The following is a 17,625-nucleotide window of genomic DNA, read 5'->3' on the forward strand; positions in this document are numbered from 1 at the left end:
CCACCAAAGCCCTTCGAAAGGGCTTCCGTTTGGGGCTGTCGGCTCCGGGCTACGCCCTACGCCGACAGCCCCAAACGGAGTCTCATCTTGATTGACGCTGCTGTCTCACCTTCATCGCCGCGCAGCAAGAATATCAGACGGCCATTAGAATGCCCAACAAAGCCCTCAGCGGGGTTGTATAGGGCAGGGCAAGGTTGGATGCGACAGCGATCATCACACTTTCCTCGCCGAACCGGCGCAGCGTACCTAGGGTGTCAGAATAGGGCGCGATCGTCTCTAATTCTCGTTGAGCATCGTCGGCTCGGCGTTTAGGTACGGCAACCCAACCGGCGTCATAGTCTGCGAAGTCGATCGGCTGGATCATCGGTGAGGGCAGGGGCCATGCCTAGTTCCGTGCTTGTCGGGTCAGCCGCTCGAACGGATGCTGCTTGCAGCCGGTATGCACCAGCGTCCCGAACGCATCGAATGCGATTGCGCGGGTAATCGGAGGGGGAGCGTAGAAGAGATCGGTAGCAGGGAGCAGCCGGGCGTACGGTGCGTCGCTGACGCTGCGCGCATTATAGCATCGGCAGAATGCTGGAAACGGTCAGCCGTCCAGGGCGCTCCGGTGAAGATGTCGGCGCGGGCCTCGGGGATATCATGTCTCTCTACGTCCCTGATGCAGATGCGGCAATCATGAGGCGCCGCTATATCCTGTCCGGCGTCGTGACGTTTGTCACTTGGTCTACACGGATGGGCCGCGCAGTCACGTTGCTGCTCCTTGCAAGCGCAGTCAGCTTACGCGTGCGGGACAGCCCCGATAATCGAGCTCCAGAAGCCGCATGATCCTGTAGGGAGCATTCGCGCCGACAACGTCGGCGCGTCCAGGGTTTTCCGCGTGTTATTCGTTTGTAAGTACCAGCTGGTTGCTCATGTTAGCTTGACGCGCTCCTTAGGCAAAGCGCGTCTTATAGTTATCCATATTAATAGAATTTGTTAGCGGTCCTGAACCATTTTGAGCTTCACGCTCCGTACGATCGATCGCTTCACCCAGCTTAGCAAGAATTTTGCCCAGCTGGCCATCGACGGTAATCTGCGCAAGCTCCCGACAGGACAGCGTGTCCAGCATTGCAGCGGTTTGCACCGCATGATCGGCGTGATGCTGGACAACGTCATCCGGCAACGGCGCAGGACGCATCCAGCGGGGGAGATAGGATCGGACGCTGCCAGGCAGCAGAGGCCGATAGGCATTGGATGTCTGAACGTATCGCGGCCCCGGTCCCTCGGTCTTCACGCGATTGAAACGCCGCTGACGCACCAGAAAGCCGATCGCTTCGAGGATTACGAGCGCGCGGCCAACGGTTGCACGACCAAGCCCCGTCGCCTCGGCAAGATAATCGTAGGAAGGATAGACGCGGCCGCGGTTCAACCGCGCGAGCGTGAGAATTTCCTCAAAGACCCGGACGGCGCTGCCGGTCAGCTTTGCGATACCTCGCTCAACGGCCGTGAGCGTTCGCTCCCCCGATCGCGCATCACGGCGCAAACGTCGCGCAGCATCGAGGGTCTTACGTGCGATATGCAGCAAACGGTCGGTTTCCCCCTTGGCCGGCACCGTCCAGAAAGCCTCCTCGAAGCTGCCCGCCTCCAAGCTGTCGCGTAACACAGGTGCGCCCGTCCGGTGCGGCGCACCCGATCGCCCCCCGGATCGCCCTGCCAAACGCTCATGCGTCAGCCGGCCAAACGCCTTAAGCGCGGCGTCGCCTATCGTTATAGTCCCCATCGTCCGTTCCCTTTTTAGGGTGGCGGAAACAGGCAAAAGTCAGCCGTGGCACGAAACGCGCATCCTTGAATTCAATCTGAAAAGCGCGTATTTAGGGATCGTTGTTGAGGCGATCGTTTGTGCTTGCCGGCACGAACCTAGTATGTGCTTTCGGGATGCCCGGCCTTTGTGCCGGGTTTCCTTTTATCCGCTCACAGCCATTCCTTCGTCATCGATGCCAAGGGCAAGATAGGGCAGGGTGCCGATCTGAGCGACGTGTGCATCCTGCACCAGCGTAGGCGCTGCGCGCGATGCGTCTCAGAAACGTCGGCACTTGTCCTCCCTTGCCAATGATCTTTACGACCACGTCCTTGCTCATCGGATCCGCAAGAAACCGGATTCGACGAACGATGACCGCCGTTAGGCCATCCTTGCGGTTTATGGGGGCGGGGCAAAGCGCCAAGGTTCGTGCTTTCACACGGAAAACTCGGGAAATGTTCGTGCTATTACACGGAAAACTCTTGCCGGGTCCGGTAGCTTAGCCGGGCAGGCCAAAGGGTATCGCGTTTGCGTTCGTGCTATTACACGGAAAACCTCGTGCTAGCATGCAAACGAATTACGCGTCCGTGCCGTCGTCTAGGATTTCGAGCTCTCTTTTGGGTCGAAAGCCGATGGTCGTGTGCAACCGTGGCCGACCACCACGTCCCGAGGGAATTTTCGTTTCGGCCACATCGAGAGTATATTCGGGTAGACTATCCCGTTCGGACACGTCGCGAAGCTGCTTCTTGAAATATTCGAGGCCACGTCGGTCCGAAGCGCAGCCTACGCGCGCCGCGAGCTCGCCAATATCAAGTGTGAATCCGTCGTCCTTGCAGTTGAACTTGGCGAGTTCGTATAGACGCCGCTCGATGGGACCAAGCTTGAAGAAGTCATGATGGTATGCAGCGATCCGCTGATCGGTCAGGATCGCACGATACAGCCAATCGCACACCATGACTTCGACCCATTTTACCCGGCGCTCGCCCGTCGATGTCTTGATGTACTTGATGTCAGCCTTGAGCAGCCAGGAAAAGGAGCTGTCCGATCCTTCGCCGCCGGTTTCGATATTGGTGATAATCTGCGTGCCTTGCAGCCTATTCAGTGAGGCCTTGAGCGACGTATAGGACCGTGCCGACGCGTTCGTACCGGTGACGCGGAAGAGATCATTGGCGGTAAACGTCATGATCCGGTCGGCTTTTTCGCCTTTTTCGGCCCGCTCCGCCATCAGACTGGCGATATAGAGCAGGATCTCCTTGTCATAGATCGTTGCGACGCCGGTCTTGCTCGGATTGATCTCGATCCGGGCTTCGCCCGATTCAAAGACCATCGGCGTCATATGGGCCTTTTTCGACAGGGCGAAGAACGGAAATTCAGCCACGGTCCGCTCGCCCTGCGCATCGCCGTACAGCGGGCTATGCACCGAAAACAGATCGCCCTGAAAAACCGCAACGTCGCTCATGATCCCAAACTCGCCTTTATCAGCGATCAACCTGTGTCGGTGCCTCACGCTTGTCCAACGGAAAGGGGGTTTTCCGTGTGATAGCACGAACATTGGCTGGGTTGGATCGTGGCACTAGACATATGGACAGCCCGCCTCCGGGAAAACGCTCCGATTTCAGGAATATGGTACCGCGATTGGTTTCGCCGTTCGTGATTTTACGAGGAAAACGCCGAGCAATGGCAAGGACCATACGGTGTGAAGATACGGCTTCGTGCTATCACACGGAAAACCCGAAACCCGCCCTATCACGCGACCGTTTTGCGAGCAGGCGACAAGCGTGTTTAAAATGTCTGCCACGGTTCAATTCGCGATAATTGATCCCTCGGCCAATGTACCGGCATATCGGGCCCTAGAAGTCCACATGTAGACACATCGACCCGCGGAGCTTCGATATCTATGGTTATCGGATCCTTAGAGGAACCGCTGACCTGCATGATCCTTGAAGAGATCCGCATTCCGTACATAGTCAGCAAGAACCTGCACCGATTTATGTCGGCTAACTTCCTGAAGTTTGAAGATCGTCGCGCCTTGCGATGCACCCTCGGTAAGAAATCCCGCGCGTAGGGAATGCCCCGCAAATTGTTTCGGATCATAGCCCGCAGCGGCAGCATGGTGCTGGACCAGGCGGGCAATCGCACGATCCGACATGGCGGCAGGGGTAAGCGCATCGAGCCGCGACAGGCGTCGAAAAAGCGGTCCTTCAATATGGCCGGCCGCAGCCATCCAGGCGAGAAGGAGCGCCTTCGGTCGAATACGCGAGCCTTCAGGAATGGCGATAACGATGCCTTGCCGGGTCTGATCGGTCTTCGAATGGGCGATAGTCAGTCTAAGCCCCTCGGGTACGACCCCGACATTTTCGACCTGAAGCGCGACGATTTCGGACCGCCGCAACGCTGCGGCCATCCCGATCGCCAGGATCGCGCGATCGCGCAAAGCCCGCAGACCTTCACCGTCGATCGCGGCCAGCATGTTGCGCAGCGCAGCCGCGTCTGCGGGACGCTTCTGTCGTTTGGCACCGCCGTGTTCCGCGCGAATGCCGGCCAGTACTTCAGCCAGACGACCCGCAGTCGGCATCGCAGTCGGTGCCGGATACCCGCCAGCGCGATGATGATGCCCGATCGCCGCCACCCGCCGGTTGATCGTCGACGGGTTGAGCCCGGCCGTCGCCTGGTCGCTGGCAAAGACCGCGACGATGTCCGGTGTGGCCGGCAGCGATGGCAGACCATGCTGCGTGCACCAGGCGGTGAAGATCGTCCAATCGGAATCATAAGCGCGTCGCGTCGCACCGGCGCGGGCCGCTTTTGCATACGCGGCCGCGCGCTCGATCTTTTCATGCAGGATCGCGGGCAACATCGGTTCATCCGAGTCCACGGTAACGAACGGTGTTTGCGACGATGTAAGGTCTAGATCGGACGGCATCGGTCCAAGAGTGCGGGAAGCGACCATACAAGAGCGTGTGCCACGCTCGATTTCGCCACGCTACCCTTATGTCCGAGAATGACACTTATCGGACATAGAGTGTCTATCTCTTTATGGGCAAGCAGACTCATTGTGCAGAGATAGTTCGGCAAATCTGAACAGGCTGCTAAGGGGTTTCTGCCTGAAGGTGGTCAGCATGGCTGCCGAACATAGAATGAGATAACAAAGCGAACATGCCGGAACTATAGTCCGGCCTTCAAAGCGCGACGAGTGTCTGACCGCACTGTTCCCTACGCCGGCTGCGGCCGGACGGATCGTCGAGGCATAGCGGACGGACTACACTCCGTGCGTCAGCACAGGAGCCTTAGCAGGTTCGCAACTGCCGCTTCTAGAACCGCCTCCGCCAAGGCCATATTGTACACCGAAGCTAAATTATCAGTGGCTTGAAAGAAGAGAGCAGGTCAGGGCTCTTAGATGTCTTAGGGTCAGGACCCATTGATCTGAGAGGCACGATCTGATTCAGGCTCCGTGAGGAGACCGCGCATGAGCGACCTGTACTGGCTGACCAACGAGCAGATGGCGCGGCTCGAGCCATATTTCCCAAAGAGCCACGGCAAGCCCCGAGTTGATGATCGGCGGGTGTTGAGCGGCATCGTTTTCGTCAACCGCAACGGACTGCGCTGGTGCGATGCACCCAAGGAGTATGGCCCCCACAAGACGCTCTACAACCGGTGGAAGCGGTGGGGCGAAAGAGGTGTCTTCGTCCGCATAATGGAGGGGCTGGCTGCCGCGAGCGCCACGCCTAAGACGATCATGATCGACGCGACTTACCTAAAAGCACACCACACGGCATCGAGCCTGCGGGTTAAAACGTATGGCTCGCCCCGTCGGCAAGCGGTTTGTGTCTGATGTTCTGAGCAGTCTGCGAAAACGTATCCGGCCTTTCGACGCGAGGTCGTTGGCCAAGATGGAGATCCGCGCGTCCTGGTCCTCATAAAGGGGCCGGCATCGAGTGCCATTTTAAGCCATAGGGTTCCAGGTCACCGGTCGACTGTCAGGCCATCTTTCACTTACCTCCCGCAGACATCATCCAGCCGGTGCAAGGTGCATCGGCTGATCTCGTTCACGCCGCTTGTGCGGCTGGATCGTAAGTACGCTCATGACGCAGCAGCGCCCAGACGATGCGCGCCATCTTGGCCGCTAGCGCCACCACGACGGTGTTGTGATGGGAACGCGACAAAAGGCCGCGTAGCCAGGCGCCAAGTCGTGTGTCGCTCTTGCTCATCGTCGGTAGTGATGCCCGGGCACCCTGGATCAGGTTTTTCCGCAGATAGCGGCTTCCGCGCTTGGTAATGCCGAGCAATCGCGGTTTACCCCCGGTCGTTGCTTGACGCGGCACGAGCCCAAGCCACGCGGCAAGATCCCTGCCCCGTCCGAATGTTCGAGCGTCGCCAACTGCAGCTACCAGCGCCGTCGCGTTCAGCGCGCCGATACCAGGAATAGTCAGGAGGCGCCGCGTTCGCTCATCCGAGCGGGCAGCCTCGGTAAACTCGGCATTGAGATCTGCGATCCGGTCATCAAGGGCAATCCAGCGCAGACGCATATCACTGACGAGCCGGTGGATACGAGAGCCCAGCACTGGCTCGTCACCATCGAGCATCTCACCCAGCCGGACGGCAAGCTTTGCGCGTCCTTGCGGGACTATGTAGCCGCGCTCCAGAAGAAGACTTCTGATCTGGTTCATCAACGAGGTGCGATCACCGACAAGCTGGTCACGGATGCGATGCAGCGTTTGCATGTCGAGTTGTTCCTCGGTTTTCAACTCGACGAACCGCATGGTCGGCCGTGTTGCCGCTTCCGCGATCGCCTCAGCGTCGCGGTCGTCGTTCTTCTGCGCCTTAACGTATGGACGGACATATTCCGGCGACATCAGCCGAACGGCATGGCCTTGTCGTGCCAGCGCCCGTCCCATGTGATGAGCTCCGCAGCAGGCCTCCATCGCCACGACGCAAGCCGGCAGACCTGCGGCGTATGTGATGACCGTGTCGCGGCGCATCCGTCGGCGGACGACGACCTTGCCGGTCGCATCCAGCCCAACCACGCTGCAGCTGTTCTTGCCTAGATCAATTCCCAGAACCGATACGTCCATGACCTTCGCTCCTTCCTCAAACGACCTGCTGTCGTAGGATGACAACGATTCGGATAAGGGGCGAGCCATCCATAAAGGGGGCCTTGGGCGCCTGATCGGACGCACCAAAGGGGGCATGAACACCAAGCTGCACGCCGTCGCCGATGCAGAAGGTAGACCGCTCAGCTTCTTCATGACGGCTGGTCAGGTCAGCGACTACACCGGCGCTGCCGCGCTACTCGACGATCTACCCCCGGCGCAGTGGATGCTGGGCGACCGCGGCTACGACGCAGACTGGTACAGGGACGCCCTTCAGGCAAAGGGCATAACGCCCTGCATTCCCGGCCGAAAATCCCGGATCATGCCCGTCAAATACGACAAGCGCCGCTACCGAAGCCGGAGCCGTATCGAGATTATGTTCGGTCGCCTGAAGGACTGGCGCCGCGTCGCTACCCGCTACGATCGATGCCTGACGTCTTCTTCTCCGCTGTGGCCCTCGCCGCCACCGTCATCTTCTGGCTATGATCAACGAGTCCTGACCCTAGGAATGATTATCGTGCGCCATGACCTGAAATCATAGTACGCACGGTTCGCGCGATGATAAGCATGTCGAGCCACGGAGAGAAGTTTTTAATGTAGTAAAAGTCGTAGTTTAATTTCTGCTTCACGTCTTCAATCTCGGCGACATGCCCCTGATTAACCTGCGCCCAACCCGTGATTCCGGGACGAACGATATGCCGGTATCGGTAAAACGGGATGTCTGCCTCGTACCAATTGCCAAGAATTTGCGCTTCAGGACGAGGGCCAATCCAACTCATCTCACCCTTTAAGACGTTGATGAATTGGGGCAACTCATCCAGCCTTGTCTGACGCAAGAACCGTCCGACCTTCGTCACACGAACGTCGTTGCTCTGGGTCATGGCGGCTCGCAAGGCGTCCTTCGAATGCACCTCACCGGTCGTCATCGTTCGCAGTTTATAAACCACGAATGGCTTGCCCTGATATCCGATCCGGGTCTGCCTAAACAATGCAGGCCCCTTCGAATCCAGCTTTATCATCAAGCCGCAAATCAGCAGAATCGGCAGCAAAGTGACGAGCGCGACCGCAGCGGCGACGCCGTCGAATATGTGCTTCAGCGTCATATATGCAGACACCGGCGACAAAGACCCGAAATTGTTTTCTGAGATATGTTCCAGATCAACCTGACCGGTAAGAGATTCCTTCAGATGCTTGATATGATAGACGGGAATGCCGGATAGTGCGAAGTCAGCGAGCGCTCGCTCCCAATCGTCGGGCATATCCGTGCGGAGATCGATTGCGACAGCATCGATCAACGATTTTTCGTTCTGGGGATCGGAGAGTTTGACCCAGGCTACCAGATTGCTTTCGTCGATCCCGCACCAGTCGCCGAACGGCGCAAGCCCGACCCGGAACCGCGTTTTCCGCGCATAGGTAATCGTCGCCCAGTAAAACCACGCGATGCTGATACTATATCCGCAGATCAGCATGAAACGGCTATATTCGATCCTAGACACCACCAGTACCGACACGACGATGCCATACGCTATCGATAGCGAAGTGAAGATATTGCTAGACTTTTCGACCCCCGGATATGCGACGAAGTTGCGCACGAACCAATAGCCGAGCGTTGTCGACGCAAGGACGACGAACAGAGTCTGCGTATGCAGCGCCACCGATGCGCTGTCGTCAAAAGACAGCAAGCGCAAGAGATATGGAATCACCCCAGCGACGATGAGACCGCCCGACAGCTGATACCGCGGCAGTCGCAATGCATAGGGACGCTGAATGCGAAAAAAGTCCATATTACCGATCGCTATTTAGGCTGTAAGGCCGCATCCGGGGCAGGAAAAGCGGCTGGCTTCCAGGACAGGGGATCTTGTTTCGGCGCGACATTCGCCAGAAGGCCCTGTCACACGCCAGCATCTAGTGATGCAATCGCTTTGCGGTTCATTTCGTCGCGCTCGCGGTCGACCCACCAGCCCCATTTCGAAAAATACCGCGACAGGTTGACGACCTTGCTGATGAGGCGCCGATACCCGCCGCCCTGGCTGCGATATTCATGTTCGACCATCGCGGTCGGAACGAACATCGTCCGGTGCCGCTGGGCGATGCGGCGCGACAGGTCGGCATCCTCGCCGTACATGAAGAAGCGTTCGTCGAAACCTTCGACCTCGTCGACCACCGACCGGCGCAGCATCATGAAGCACCCCGACAGGAACGGAAACTGCGCGACCGAATCATAGGTCCACTTCCGGAATTCGTAACGGTCGTTGCGCGCCCTGGTCCAACCGGCGTTTGCAAAGAAGCCGCGCCCGAACACATCGAGCGGATGCGGCAGCAGGCGGCACAAATGCTGGATCGATCCGTCGGGATAGCAGATCCGCGGCATGGCGAGACCGACATCGGAATGCGCATCCATGAACGCGATCAGCTCGGGAAAGACCGTGGGGCCATAGGCAAGGTCGGTGTTGAGCACCGCGTGATAGCGATCGTCCTTGCTCAGCGCGAACGCCAGATTGTGGCCGGAGCCATAGCCCAGGTTGCTGTCCGGCCGGATCACCGCGACGTTCGCCCGATCGTCGAACGCCAGCGCGAGCGGCTCGGGACTGTTGTCGACGAGGATGACCCTCGCATCGGGATTGGAGGCGTGGACCTGGTCGATCGCGCGTTCGACTTCGGCGATCTCGGTCTTGTACAGGACGAAGGAGACGGTCAGCACGGCCATCCTACAATACGCCCACGCTCATCGCGCCGGGCGTATCGGCCGCGACGTCGAGCGTGTACCAGAGGCGGCGGTAGCTGCCGATGCCGGCGCCCGCCTTCATGCCTATGGTCAGCAGCTTGTTGGCCACGCTGGCAACCAGCTGCACCTCCCCCGCAGGCGACCGCGAAAGTGCCGCAGCGCCTTGCGTCGAGACCGCGATATCGATCGGCACCGCGACCCGCTTGATCGGCTGCGTGTCGCCGGTGTCGAAGAACAGCTCGAGCGTGCCATAGACGCGCCCGCCCTGCCCGCCAAAGTCGACCGTGAACAGGCCGCGGCCAACCTCGCCTGCCGCGAACCGGCGTGACTCCAGCCTGACGCTGCGCCCGCTGCGCTCGCTCCACAGCGTGCCCGCGCCACCCAGCCCGTCGTTGCGCCCCTTCATGAGCATGTTGCGCGGACCGGGTGTCGGCACGTCCCAGTGATTGTCGTCGAACACGATCAGATCGTCGGCACAGTCGAAATGATAAGGGCCCATGCCCTTCCCTGCGGCGCCGGTCCCCGTGATCTTGCAGCCCCTGAAGACGACCGTCTTGGCACCACGGCTGCGCAGCAGGAATTCATGGGTATTCTCGAAATACACGTTCTGGAAATGGATCGCATTGGCATAGGCGCCACCGGTCTCGATATCGATCGTCCCGCGCCCGGGGGCGCCGCTGCCCTCGATGCTTCCGCCGAACATCACGAAGCCGTCGACGCCGCGCAATCGGATCGAGGCATCCGAATGATCGCCCAGACGCGTATTGTCGAGGTGGATGGAATTGCAGGGGAAACCTTCGACCGACACGCCGTATTTGCCGTTCATGAGATGGCAGTCGCGGATCACCGTTGTCTGCATGCTGCTGAACGTGATGTTGCTCTGGGACTGGAGGTTGGTGGTCACCCCCTGGATGACGATCCCCGCAACCTCGCGCGTCGCGCGGATCTTGATCGCGTGCGTACCGCCATGAAAGGTCAGGTCGCGGATCGTCGCGTAAAGGAACGCGATCGGATCCTTGTTGACGAGCTGCGGTGCGGCGAGCGGATGATACTGGTTGTCGATGATCGTGCCGTTGCGCGATTCACCCCGCAACGTGACGTGGCTTGGCAACTGAATGGAGTCGGAAATGGTGAATCGCCCGACCGGAATGGTCGCGGTGCCACCCGACGCCTCGATCGAATTGATCGCCGCCTGGATCCCGGCCCAGTCGATCGACTGGTCCAGCCGCTCGACGAAGGGGTACACCGCCTGCGCTGCGGCCAGTGTCGGGAACCGGTTCGACAAGGGATGGAATTGCCCGTCACCGATCGCCCCGAAAGCGCGGGCGGATGCGCCCTCGATGAGCGAGGTCTGGGTCGCCGGCTTGGCCGGCGGCGCCTGCGCGCACGAGGGGGCTGCGACGATCGCTGCAACCCCGACACCCGAAGCACGCAGAAGATCACGCCGGGCCAGCGCCGGGTGGTTTTGATAGCGAGGGGGAGTCACTGGGATGTTCCTTACTCTTGTATCGCGCAGCGCGCTTGCCCTAACGACAAGGCTCCTCAAGTCGAGAGCCGCTCGTGATACCTGTCTTTCCGCTACGGGCTGTCGTCGTCCTTTACCATCCCGATGACGGCGCGATCGATATGGTCCTTGCGATCGCAAGCCATGATTATGCGCCGGTCGTAGTAGCGAACGCGATCGATTCTGCAAAGTTGGCGCGGCTGCGCGGCGCGGGGATCGACCTGATCGTCAATGCGACGAACATCGGGCTGGCCGCGGCGTTCAACCAGGGCATCGACCGCGCGCTCGCCTCGGGTGCCGCGCATGTCATGCTGCTTGACCAGGACACGCGGCCCGCGCCGGACATGGCAACACGGCTGCTCGCGCTGGCATCGCGGGTCGAGGCGTCGGGCCGGCGGCTCGGGTGCATCGGCCCCGTGCCGGTCGACCGCAAGATGCCCGATGCCCGCACGCTGGCCGCGACGATCACGGGCGGTGTCCGCGACGCCGACCTGGCCGAGGTCGCGACGATCATCTCGTCGGGGATGGTGATCCCGCGCGCCGCGATCGAAGCGGTCGGCGGGATGTGGGACGAGCTGTTCATCGACCAGATCGACCATGAATGGTGCTTCCGCGCCAGCGCCGCCGGATTTGCCGTCATCGCCGCGACATCGGTGCCCATGCCGCACGACATGGGCGACCATGGGATCAAGCTGTTCGGCCGGTACAAGCCCGTTCACCGCTCGCCGGTCCGCCATTTCCACATCGTACGAAACACCTTGTGGCTCGCACGATGTTCCTTCATTCCGCGCCGATGGCGTTTAGCAGAAACGGTCAAATTGGCCGCCCGCATCCCCAGCTACATTCTGTTCAGCTCGGCACGCAGCCAGACGCTGCGCGCGGTAGCGCGCGGGGTTTCCGACGGAATGGCCGCGCCCCCGGGCAGGACATTGTCGTCGTCGCCAGCGCGGACGAGCGCCAGCTCTATTTCCTGACGTGGTTCGCGATCGCCTTCCTGACGATCGTCCTGCACATCGTCGTCTCGGACGAGATCGTCTTTGCAGATGCCGTCCAGTACCTCACCTATACCGACAATCTGTACTTCTATAGATCCGGTGACTGGTTCATCTTCGAGCCGTTCTCGAAGATCATGCTGCTGCTGCTGCGCGCATCGACCGGCAGCACCGAGACGACGGTCGGCTATGCGCATTATGTGATCAGTTTCGTCTATCTGTTCGGAACGCTGGCGATCTTTCGCCCATCCGAAGCGAACTGGCGCGGGCTGATCATGGCCTTCGCCTTGTATGGTTCGCAACTTGCCTTCGTGACGATCCGCGCGACACCGGCCTACATCATCGCATCGGTCGCGGTCATGCAGGCCATTCGCGGGCAGAACCGGGCATTCCTGTTTACCGGACTGGCGATCTTCTTCCACATTTCCTCGGTGCTGGCACTGATCCCCATCCTGGCGCTCTTCTTCAAGTCGAAGCTGACCTGGCTGAACTTCCTGCAAAAGCCGCGCGCGCTGATCATCACGTTCATCCTGGTCGGCGGGATCTTCGTCGCGGCCGGCTCGACGATCTTCTCGGCGACGAGTTCGATCCTGAACAGCGTCCCGTTTCTCGGGAAATATCTCGTCTTCGCGGTCGGCATGTCCGATGCGGGGGGCGTCGCCAGCATCACGTCGCGCTTCGCCGTCGGCCACTTCGTCCTGCTGGTCGCGATCACCATCTTCCTGGTCGCGTTCCTGCTGCTCAACGACCCGCGAACGCGTAGCGTCTCGATCTTCCTGATCGTCTCCTACGCCTTCTACGTTTTCACCTTCTTCGCATTCTCGCCGATCGCGGCGTTTCGCCAGACGCCGTTCTGGGTGCTGCCCGCGTTCAGCATTTTCCCCTGGCACAAGGTCGGCTGGCGCAGCATCGGCCATTTCGTCTTTCTAGCCGTTGCGGGCGGAATGTTCGCCTTCCAGTTCAGCCGGGTCATCTGACGGCGCGCGCCGCGATCGCCTGGCCGCTCAGGTCCGATCGGCGTGCCCGCCGAACAGGATGGCGAACAGTCGGCGCATGGCCTTGATCGTTTCGCGAACCTGCTCGCCCGACCCGCTCAACAGGCCATGACCGATGCGACGGACCGGCTCGACCAGGAATATCCCGACGCCGACGATCGCGCGCCCCAGCATCCCATAATGCTTGCGCGCATAGACCAGACGGCTTTCGAATAGATAGGACAGCGCCTTGGCGCGCGCCGTCCGACTGGTACCGCCGGTCCGGTGGAACACCGATTCCGACGCGAGATACTGAATCGCATAACCACGCTGCTGGACGCGCAGCGACAGGTCGAGGTCTTCGTAATAGACGAAGAACGTCTCGTCGAAGCCGCCGATCGCATCGAACAGCGCGCGCCGGATCATGAAGAACGCACCCATCACGTGCGGCACGGTCGAGTCATGCTCGTGATCGAACTCGACCAGCTCGACCGGCTTGAATGTCGCGGGCCAGAATTTCGAGAGCCCCGCACTCAGATTGAGAAACGTCATTGCCGATGGGAGTCGCGCACAGTGCTTTGACGTCGTGCCGTCCTCGCCGACCAGCCTGATGCCGCACACGCCGATCTGCGCAGACTGCGGCCACTCCATGAACGCGACGACGGAGGAAAGTGTCGGCCGGAGAAAGCGCGTATCGGGGTTCAGGAACAGAACATAGTCCGAATCCCCCCCCGCCGTGCCGAGGTTGCACGCCGTACCGAAGCCCAGGTTGCGCCCCGGCTCAATTAACCGGACCCGTGCATCCGTCCGGCAGAAGTCCGCAGAGCCGTCGACCGAGGCGTTGTCGACGATCGTGACGGATCCTAACAGAGCCTGCTCATGCAGGAACAACGACTCGATACAGTCTTTCAGCTGAGACCCAGCATTCCAGTTCACGATGACGATATCGACTGCTGGCAAGATGTTCACCCGAGTTTCTGAGGACGGCTCGCCAGTGCGATATAACTGGCGGAGCCGCAACCCACAGCGCGGTTGCTTTTGGCGGTCGAGCGGCTAAGAACCCCCTCGCCCGAGGAGCGGACGCGCGTTCCGCGCTGTGTCCGCCTTGCGCCCGGAAAATCAATGAGGTCTACGATCCATGTCGTCGGAAAGAAAAGTCGCCCTGATCACGGGTGTTACTGGGCAGGACGGCGCATATCTGGCCGAGCTGCTGCTTGAGAAGGGCTATATCGTCCATGGCATCAAGCGCCGCGCCTCGCTGTTCAACACCGCGCGTATCGATCACCTGTATCAGGATCCGCACGAAGACGGCGTCCGGTTCTTTCTGCATCATGGTGACCTGACGGACTCCACCAACCTTATCCGCATCATCCAGCAAGTACAGCCCGACGAGATCTACAATCTTGCCGCGCAAAGTCATGTTGCGGTTTCGTTCGAAGTCCCCGAATACACGGCGGATACGGACGCGCTGGGCACGCTGCGCATTCTCGAAGCGGTCCGGATCCTCGGCCTCGAGAAGAAGACGCGCTTCTATCAGGCATCGACGTCGGAACTCTACGGGCTCGTCCAGGAAACCCCGCAGACCGAGCGCACCCCCTTCTACCCGCGGTCGCCCTACGCCGTCGCCAAGCTCTATGCCTATTGGATCACGGTGAACTACCGCGAGGCCTATGGCATGTATGCCTGCAACGGCATCCTGTTCAATCACGAGTCCCCGCTGCGCGGCGAGAACTTCGTGACGCGCAAGATCACGCGCGCGCTGGCCCGCATCAAGCTCGGGCTGCAGGACTGCCTGTATCTCGGCAATCTCGACGCCAAGCGCGACTGGGGCCATGCCAAGGATTATGTCGAGATGCAGTGGCTGATGCTGCAGCAGGACGTGCCCGAGGATTTCGTGATCGCGACCGGCGTTCAGTACAGCGTGCGCGAATTCGTGACCACTGCGGCTGCCAAGCTCGACATCGCGATCCGCTGGGAGGGGACCGGCGCCTCCGAAAAGGGCTATGCCGCGGACGGGCGTTGCCTGGTCAGCGTGGACGAGCGCTATTATCGCCCCGCCGAAGTCGAGACGCTGCTTGGTGACGCCTCGAAGGCACACGCTAAGCTCGGCTGGAAGCCCCGCATCGATTTCGACACGCTCGTGGCAGAAATGGTCGAGCAGGACCTCACTGTTGCGAAACGTGACGATTTGGTCCGTGAGCACGGATATACTGCCAATGATTTCCACGAGTGACAATCGCCGTATGATATTACGTTGGAATCTGCTGGCAGGCTTGACGAGCTCCGCGGTCTCCGCTGTCGTTGGCTTACTTGCAGTTCCTTTCTATCTAAAGTATTTGGGCGTTGAGGCGTACGGACTTGTTGGTTTTTATGCAGCAGCTCAAGGATTCCTAGCAATCCTCGACGTTGGCCTAACGCCGACCATGAACCGTGAAGCCGCAAGAGCGCAAACGACGGGCCACGTTGACGAAGCACGCGACTTGCTACGGAGTCTGTGTACGGTCACTTGGTCTAGCAGCGCGGTCATCGCCGCCTGCTTCTTAGTTTCGTCAGACTATTTGGCGACACACTGGCTCGAATCGAACGGCCTTTCAACCGACAGCATCCGTGTGGCCGTGGTCATGTTCGGCATTGTGATTGCCGTTCGCTGGCCAATGGGAGTTTATGTCGGGGCACTTCTAGGATCACAGCGCGTAGTTTGGCTGAGCTCCATCAATATCGCGATGACCATTATATCAAACGGCGGTGCGGTATTAGCACTTCATTTTTACAATCCAAGCATTAAAACCTTTTTTGGATGGATGTTGTTAGCTAACATTACTTGGATATTTCTGATCCGGTTTGCCGCTTGGAGCGCACTTGGAGGTCTTAATACGCCCGCGCGACCGTCGCTAACCGCACTTCGAAGTGTCTGGAAGTTCTCGCTCGGAATGGCAATTACTGGTATGATTGGCGCCGTTCTGACCTACAGTGATCGCCTCTTTGTTAGTCGGATGCTTCCTCTAGAAGCGCTTGGCAGATACACTATTGCCACCCAACTGGCCGCCGTTACGGCGCTCTTTGTCGTGCCCACGATCAACGTTATATTTCCAGCCTTGACACGCCTGTTCCTTGCCGAAGATGAGGCAGGCCTAGAAAATGCCTATCGCAACGGCACAAAAATGTTAGCTGCGGTTTTGTTTCCTATGGCTACATTTCTTGCCGCATTTGCAGCGCCGATACTCATGCTATGGACGGGAAATGCCGGCATCGCCCGTGATGCCGCCCCGATTCTTCAACTATTGTTGCTCGGCAACGCGCTGAACGGTGTCATGTATTTCCCTTATAGCCTGCAAATGGCTGTGGGCGCGTCACACCTAACGGCTATCATGGCAGCGTTTCTGCTCGCGATACTTGTGCCAGCGCTTTACCTGCTCACGGCACGTTACGGCGCTATTGGCGCTGCGGCGGCTTGGGCTTTAATTAACATACTTTATTTGATCGCCGGCACTCCACTTACACACCGGTTTTATTTAAAGGGAAAGGGGCTAGCGTGGCTTAGCAGCGATGTATTAGTGCCTTTGCTGATTTCATTACTGGCCGTGGTGACCGCCGCTTGGCTGCTGGCTCGGACTAACCTGCCCCCCCTGACACAGATTGTCCTTGGAGGACTTTCAATCCCCTTTGCAATTGCGACTGTGGTGGCCACCTCTCCTGGATTAACGGCTCACGTACGCAACATCTTACAACGCCGATAGGGCGATCCACTCCGCATTCCCTTTTCCTTATCCGACTGAGTAATATCCTATGCTGCAATGGTCTCGTAGAAAAGCTGAGCTGAAACGCCGCTTGCTGCCTATCCGCCTTGCACTGCAAGGCAAGGATTATCAGATCCAAGAGGTAACAACGCTACGAAAGTTTGTTGCCACGTTTAACATAGACTGCATTATCGATATTGGCGCAAATATTGGTCAATATGGTAGAATGCTGCGGCAGGAAGTAGGTTATACTGGCTTAATACTGTCTTTTGAACCGAATCCTGAATGCTTAGCCAAGGCAAGGGCTGCTGCGGCGGGTGATGACAAGTGGTTTGTCTTTGATCAGGCCGTTTCAGACGCGGACAGTTCGAAAGCGTTCTCCATCATGGCCAATCCGGAGTTTAGTTCGTTCGAGTTACCGGACCCTGATCAACCGAAACTTTTCGACACTCACAACGACGTTGTTCGGCAAGTGCAGGTGGATGCCGTTCGGCTAGATACGCTCTTTCCTAGGCTTCAAAAGCGCTATGGGTTTCAGCGGCCATTCCTGAAGATGGATACGCAGGGACACGATCATGTCGTTCTCGCTGGCGCGGAGGCAGTGCTCGACCAGTTTATTGGCCTTCAAAGCGAGATGCCTGTCCATCGTCTCTATGCTGGATCAATGACGATGCCAGAGATGCTGGCGCTAATTACGAGCCGCGGTTTTCGCCCCTCAGCATTTGTTCCAAGTAATTCGGGCCACTTCCCACTGCTGATGGACATCGACGGACTGTTCGTCCGGAACGACCTCTGCGCCCAATCCTGAACGGGGCATCACGATCCATCA

At 59.2% G+C, this 17,625-nt stretch carries 13 protein-coding genes and 2 pseudogenes; 6 read left to right on the forward strand and 9 right to left on the reverse strand.

Annotation, left to right across the window (positions count from 1 at the left end):
* Nucleotides 1-133: 133 nt before the first annotated feature.
* The 4 genes from GV027_RS18110 to GV027_RS18130 all read right to left on the reverse strand — a co-directional run bounded on the left by GV027_RS18110 (nt 134) and on the right by GV027_RS18130 (nt 4,631).
* Nucleotides 134-364 (reverse strand): hypothetical protein, encoded by a 231-nt coding sequence (locus tag GV027_RS18110; RefSeq protein WP_159513061.1) that lies wholly within the window; start codon nt 362-364, stop codon nt 134-136.
* Nucleotides 365-931: 567 nt separating this feature from the next.
* The gene (locus GV027_RS18120) at nt 932-1,642 is read right to left on the reverse strand and encodes a helix-turn-helix domain-containing protein (protein ID WP_236559367.1); all 711 of its coding nucleotides are present in this window, start codon (nt 1,640-1,642) and stop codon (nt 932-934) included.
* A 712-nt stretch (nt 1,643-2,354) separates the two neighbouring features.
* The gene (locus GV027_RS18125) at nt 2,355-3,236 is read right to left on the reverse strand and encodes a replication initiator protein A (RefSeq protein ID WP_159513064.1); all 882 of its coding nucleotides are present in this window, start codon (nt 3,234-3,236) and stop codon (nt 2,355-2,357) included.
* 453 nt (nt 3,237-3,689) lie between these two features.
* Complete coding sequence (locus tag GV027_RS18130) at nt 3,690-4,631, reverse strand: site-specific integrase (protein ID WP_236559368.1); 942 nt, start codon at nt 4,629-4,631, stop codon at nt 3,690-3,692.
* Nucleotides 4,632-5,240: 609 nt separating this feature from the next.
* On the opposite strand from GV027_RS18130, the pseudogene GV027_RS18135 reads away from it, so the two are divergent.
* Nucleotides 5,241-5,585 (forward strand): annotated as a pseudogene (locus GV027_RS18135) (transposase); the annotation flags it as partial.
* A gap of 235 nt (nt 5,586-5,820) precedes the next feature.
* On the opposite strand, the gene GV027_RS18140 reads toward GV027_RS18135, so the two are convergent.
* The gene (locus tag GV027_RS18140) at nt 5,821-6,846 is read right to left on the reverse strand and encodes an IS110 family transposase (RefSeq protein ID WP_159513066.1); all 1,026 of its coding nucleotides are present in this window, start codon (nt 6,844-6,846) and stop codon (nt 5,821-5,823) included.
* Nucleotides 6,847-6,913: 67 nt separating this feature from the next.
* Here GV027_RS18140 and GV027_RS18145 point away from each other — a divergent pair.
* Nucleotides 6,914-7,350 (forward strand): annotated as a pseudogene (locus GV027_RS18145) (IS5 family transposase); the annotation flags it as partial.
* Nucleotides 7,351-7,376: 26 nt separating this feature from the next.
* Here the strand turns inward: GV027_RS18145 and GV027_RS18150 are convergent.
* The 3 genes from GV027_RS18150 to GV027_RS18160 all read right to left on the reverse strand — a co-directional run bounded on the left by GV027_RS18150 (nt 7,377) and on the right by GV027_RS18160 (nt 11,075).
* Nucleotides 7,377-8,648: an exopolysaccharide biosynthesis polyprenyl glycosylphosphotransferase gene (locus tag GV027_RS18150; protein ID WP_159513067.1), complete on the reverse strand. Its 1,272-nt coding sequence runs from the start codon at nt 8,646-8,648 to the stop codon at nt 7,377-7,379.
* Between the two features lie 107 nt (nt 8,649-8,755).
* Nucleotides 8,756-9,565, reverse strand: a complete 810-nt coding sequence (locus GV027_RS18155) for a glycosyltransferase (RefSeq protein WP_159513068.1) — start codon at nt 9,563-9,565, stop codon at nt 8,756-8,758.
* Nucleotides 9,566-9,572: 7 nt separating this feature from the next.
* The gene (locus GV027_RS18160; protein WP_159513069.1) at nt 9,573-11,075 is read right to left on the reverse strand and encodes a glycosyl hydrolase family 28-related protein; all 1,503 of its coding nucleotides are present in this window, start codon (nt 11,073-11,075) and stop codon (nt 9,573-9,575) included.
* A 74-nt stretch (nt 11,076-11,149) separates the two neighbouring features.
* On the opposite strand from GV027_RS18160, the gene GV027_RS18165 reads away from it, so the two are divergent.
* The gene (locus GV027_RS18165) at nt 11,150-12,067 is read left to right on the forward strand and encodes a glycosyltransferase (RefSeq protein WP_236559369.1); all 918 of its coding nucleotides are present in this window, start codon (nt 11,150-11,152) and stop codon (nt 12,065-12,067) included.
* 1,022 nt (nt 12,068-13,089) lie between these two features.
* On the opposite strand, the gene GV027_RS18170 is transcribed toward GV027_RS18165, so the two are convergent.
* On the reverse strand, nt 13,090-14,028 hold the full coding sequence (locus GV027_RS18170) for a glycosyltransferase family 2 protein (RefSeq protein ID WP_236559370.1): 939 nt from the start codon (nt 14,026-14,028) through the stop codon (nt 13,090-13,092).
* A gap of 169 nt (nt 14,029-14,197) precedes the next feature.
* Between GV027_RS18170 and gmd the strand changes: the two genes are divergently transcribed.
* From gmd to GV027_RS18185, 3 genes are read left to right on the forward strand one after another with little or no spacing between them, the layout of a single operon-like run.
* On the forward strand, nt 14,198-15,292 hold the full coding sequence (gene gmd, locus GV027_RS18175; RefSeq protein WP_159513072.1) for a GDP-mannose 4,6-dehydratase: 1,095 nt from the start codon (nt 14,198-14,200) through the stop codon (nt 15,290-15,292).
* A complete protein-coding gene (locus GV027_RS18180; protein ID WP_159513073.1) occupies nt 15,276-16,796 on the forward strand; it encodes an oligosaccharide flippase family protein in 1,521 nt (506 codons plus the stop codon). The genes gmd and GV027_RS18180 overlap by 17 nt, the downstream gene beginning before the upstream one ends.
* Before the next feature lie 49 nt (nt 16,797-16,845).
* Nucleotides 16,846-17,604: an FkbM family methyltransferase gene (locus tag GV027_RS18185; protein WP_159513074.1), complete on the forward strand. Its 759-nt coding sequence runs from the start codon at nt 16,846-16,848 to the stop codon at nt 17,602-17,604.
* The last annotated feature ends 21 nt before the right edge of the window (nt 17,605-17,625 follow it).

Source organism: Sphingomonas sp. T1 (genome assembly GCF_902506585.1).
GTDB lineage: Bacteria > Pseudomonadota > Alphaproteobacteria > Sphingomonadales > Sphingomonadaceae > Sphingomonas > Sphingomonas aerolata.

Coding starts and splice junctions, on each gene's coding strand:
- GV027_RS18180 (WP_159513073.1), top strand. CDS start 15,276: ATGATTTCCACGAGTGACAATCGCCGTATGATATTACGTTGGAATCTG.
- GV027_RS18140 (WP_159513066.1), bottom strand. CDS start 6,846: ATGGACGTATCGGTTCTGGGAATTGATCTAGGCAAGAACAGCTGCAGC.
- GV027_RS18185 (WP_159513074.1), top strand. CDS start 16,846: ATGCTGCAATGGTCTCGTAGAAAAGCTGAGCTGAAACGCCGCTTGCTG.
- GV027_RS18110 (WP_159513061.1), bottom strand. CDS start 364: ATGATCCAGCCGATCGACTTCGCAGACTATGACGCCGGTTGGGTTGCC.
- GV027_RS18130 (WP_236559368.1), bottom strand. CDS start 4,631: ATGTTGCCCGCGATCCTGCATGAAAAGATCGAGCGCGCGGCCGCGTAT.
- GV027_RS18150 (WP_159513067.1), bottom strand. CDS start 8,648: ATGGACTTTTTTCGCATTCAGCGTCCCTATGCATTGCGACTGCCGCGG.
- gmd (WP_159513072.1), top strand. CDS start 14,198: ATGTCGTCGGAAAGAAAAGTCGCCCTGATCACGGGTGTTACTGGGCAG.
- GV027_RS18125 (WP_159513064.1), bottom strand. CDS start 3,236: ATGAGCGACGTTGCGGTTTTTCAGGGCGATCTGTTTTCGGTGCATAGC.